Source organism: Arthrobacter sp. I3 (assembly GCF_000520575.1).
Lineage (GTDB): Bacteria > Actinomycetota > Actinomycetes > Actinomycetales > Micrococcaceae > Arthrobacter > Arthrobacter humicola_A.
Genome location: NZ_KI914918.1, coordinates 20,468 through 23,803 on the forward strand (window position 1 = coordinate 20,468; position 3,336 = coordinate 23,803).

A 3,336-nucleotide genomic window follows, 5' to 3' on the forward strand; every position below is an offset into this window, starting at 1 on the left:
CCCGCCGGCCCGGTTCGCCGGCGACGTCTGGCTCGATCCGATCGCGCTCCCGCACGAGCCGGATCAGACGATGGTGGTCGCGACCGTCCGTTTCGCGCCCGGAGCCCGCACCGCCTGGCACTCCCACGAACACGGCCAGTACCTCCGCGTCACCCAGGGAGTCGGCCGGTTCGGAACCCGGGACGGCAAGATCGTCGAAGTCCACCCCGGCCAGACGCTCTACACGCCGCCCGGCGAGGAGCACTGGCACGCGGCCGCCCCTGGCTGCTTCATGGAACATATCGCCATGCTCCAGAACGGCGAGGACGCAGCGACGACCACCACGTGGGGCGAGCACATCACCGACGACGAGTACAACGGAAGCTGACCAGCCCGCGAACCTTTGCAGGGACGCAGCTGAGGACAATCCCTCTCGTGCACCTGGGCCTGGGCGCCACCGGAAGGCGGCGAGGCGCCCTGGATGACGGCGGGCAACAAAAAAGGGCGCCCCGCTGAGCCGGAGCGCCCGAAAATCCGCCGTTGCCCGCCGTTTAGAGCTGGTAATCAGCCGCCGTGGTGATGTTCTCGTGCACGCACAGAATATTGTGCTCGGAGTCCATGAACCAGGCGCACTTCTCTGAATCCGTTGTACAAATATGGTTCTCGGTCTTGAGGTCCGGGCGATCGTAGTCCTGGAACATGACGCCCTTGGCTTCCATTTCCTGGACCGTGCGCTCGATCTCGCTGACTTCGAAGCTCAGGGTGGTGTGCTCTGAATGCATTCCATCCTTGACTGGCATCAGCTGCAGCATTGGGCCGCCTTCTGAGCCGAACAATTCGCTTCCGTCATCTGCCACGCCACGGTGCGGGAGCCCCAAAGTGTCCGCGTAGAAATGCCGGGCACGCTCTGCATCATCAACTGGCAGGACTGTTGTGGCTTTATTGAGTACTAGGGTCATTTCGCCACCTCCTACGAGCAAGATTTTACGCCGGAGCGGGATCGAAAGCCCCTACAAATTGCGCCTCCGAACAAGCAACGTTCCGCCACTCGCGGCAGAACAACAGCGGACGCTCCCGCACTAGTGAGGGAGCGTCCGCGCTGGACCCGCAGGACGTGAGGGAGCGTCGGGTGAGGCTACTTCTCGACGAGGGTCAGGACGTCGTAGGCCGCGACGATTTCGTCGTTCTGGTTGGTCAGGACCGCATCCCAGGCCACCTCGCCGTACTCGTCGGTCTCGCGCGGGGTGATCTTCTTGGCCGTCAGGGTCACGCGGATGGAATCGCCCGCGGCCACGGGGGTGATGAACCGCAGGTTCTCCAAGCCGTAGTTGGCCAGGACCGGACCCGGAGCGGGCTCCACGAACAGGCCGGCGGCCCAGCTGAGCAGGAGGTAGCCGTGCGCCACGATGCCCGGGAAGAAGGGGTTGGCCGCCGCGGCTTCCTGGTTGGTGTGGGCGTAGAAGGTGTCGCCGGTGGAGTTCGCGAACTTGGTGATTTCCTCCAGCGAGACCTCCCGCAGCTCCGAGCGGATGGCGTCGCCGATGTGCAGGGTGGCGAGGGATTTCCGGAACGGGTGCTGGCCCTCGGTCTCGAGCGTGAAGTTGCGGTCCGCTCCGGTGTGCCAGAGCCCGGTGACGGCGGTGAGCATGTTCGGCGAGCCCTGGATGGCGGTGCGCTGCATGTGGTGCATCACCGAGCGGATGCCGCCGAGCTCTTCGCCGCCGCCGGCGCGGCCGGGACCGCCGTGGACCAGGTGCGGGACCGGGGAGCCGTGGCCGGTGGAGCTGCGGGCGTCCTCGCGGTTGAGCATGAGCACGCGGCCGTGGTGGGCCGCGATGCCGGTGACCAGCTGCTGGGCCACGGCGGGATCGTTCGTGCAGACCGTGGCGACCAGCGAGCCGCCGCCGCGGGCGGCGAGGCGGACGGCGTCGGCCAGGTCCGTGTAGCCGATCACCGAGGACACCGGGCCGAATGCCTCGAGCGAGTGGACCTCCTCGGCTTCCGGGTTGGCCCAGCTCAGCAGGACCGGGGACATGAAGGCGCCGCCGTCGACGACGCCGATGCTGCCGTCCGCGCTGGTGACCTTGGGCGCGTCGAGCGTGCCGTAGGCGAGCTCCCCGCCGGCGTCGAGCATGGACTGTACGGCGGCGCGCACGTCGGCGAGCTGCTCGAGGGAGGCCAGGGCGCCCATGGTGACGCCCTCGGCGCGGGGATCACCGAGCACGACGCGTTCGCGGATGCGGTCCCCCACAGCCGCGGTGACGTCGGCAACGAGTTCCTGCGGCACGATCGCGCGGCGGATCGAGGTGCATTTCTGGCCGGCCTTGGCGGTCATCTCGGTGACGAGGGACTTGATGAAGGCGTCGAATTCCGGTGTGCCCTTGACCGCATCCGGGCCCAGGATCGCGGCATTCAGGGAGTCGGTCTCGGAGGTGAAGCGGACGCCGCCCTTGACCACGTTGGGGTGCGACTTGAGCGTGTTGGCGGTCGACGCGGAGCCGGTGAAGGCCACGAGGTCGCGGTAGTCCAGGTGGTCCAGCAGCGTGCGGACCGAGCCGGAAATCAGCTGCAGCGAGCCGGTGGGCAGGATGCCGGATTCGTCGATCGCCTTGACCACGGCGGCGGCCACGTACCCGGTGGGGGTGGCGGGCTTGACGATGGTGGGGACGCCGGCGAGGAAGGCCGGGGCAAGCTTCTCCAGCATGCCCCAGACCGGGAAGTTGAAGGCGTTGATCTGCACGGCGACGCCGGGGATGCGGGTGTATATGTGCTCACCGGCGAACGAGCCGTCGCGGGACAGCACCTCCATGGGGCCATCCACCACCACCTGGGAGTTGGGCAGCTCCCGGCGGCCCTTGGACCCAAAGGTGAACAGGACGCCGATGCCGCCGTCGATGTCGATCATAGAGTCGATCTTGGTGGCGCCGGTCTGCGCCGAGAGCGCGTAGAACTCCTCGCGGCGGCCATTGAGGTACTGCGCCAGTTCCTTGAGCTTGAGCGCGCGCTGGTGGAAGGTCAGCGTGCCAAGTTCCGTCTGGCCGGTGGTGCGGCCGTAATCCACGACGGCGGCGAGGTCGAGCCCCTCGGTGCTCACCTTCGCCAGGAGTTCGCCGGTGCTGGCGTCCAGTACCGGCGCCGCGCCGGCGGCGGCGGCGTCGTCGGGAGTCCACCAGGAACCCCGGATGAAACTGGGAACGATCTCGACAGTGTCTACTGCGGGTGCGGCTGTGGTGGTCATCGTTGACGGGTCCTTCCAACGGGGGAGCAAGATCAACACGGCCGGAACATTACTGACCGTCCGTTCGGTAATATGATCTACAGTACATGAAGGAGGCCTGCCGCACACTAGCCGCGGCG

The 3,336-nt window shown here is 67.1% G+C and carries 3 protein-coding genes; 1 reads left to right on the top strand and 2 read right to left on the bottom strand.

The genetic code is table 11. The features are described from left to right. The coding region (locus tag Y706_RS0109325) for a cupin domain-containing protein (RefSeq protein ID WP_028276382.1) at positions 1–367 on the top strand (367 nt) is incomplete at its 5' end. 163 nt (positions 368–530) lie between these two features. Here the strand turns inward: Y706_RS0109325 and Y706_RS0109330 are convergent. Further along, positions 531–938: a VOC family protein gene (locus Y706_RS0109330; protein WP_028276383.1), complete on the bottom strand. Its 408-nt coding sequence runs from the start codon at positions 936–938 to the stop codon at positions 531–533. A gap of 176 nt (positions 939–1,114) precedes the next feature. Beyond that, the gene (gene paaZ, locus Y706_RS0109335; RefSeq protein ID WP_028276384.1) at positions 1,115–3,217 is read right to left on the bottom strand and encodes a phenylacetic acid degradation bifunctional protein PaaZ; all 2,103 of its coding nucleotides are present in this window, start codon (positions 3,215–3,217) and stop codon (positions 1,115–1,117) included. Positions 3,218–3,336: the final 119 nt, after the last annotated feature.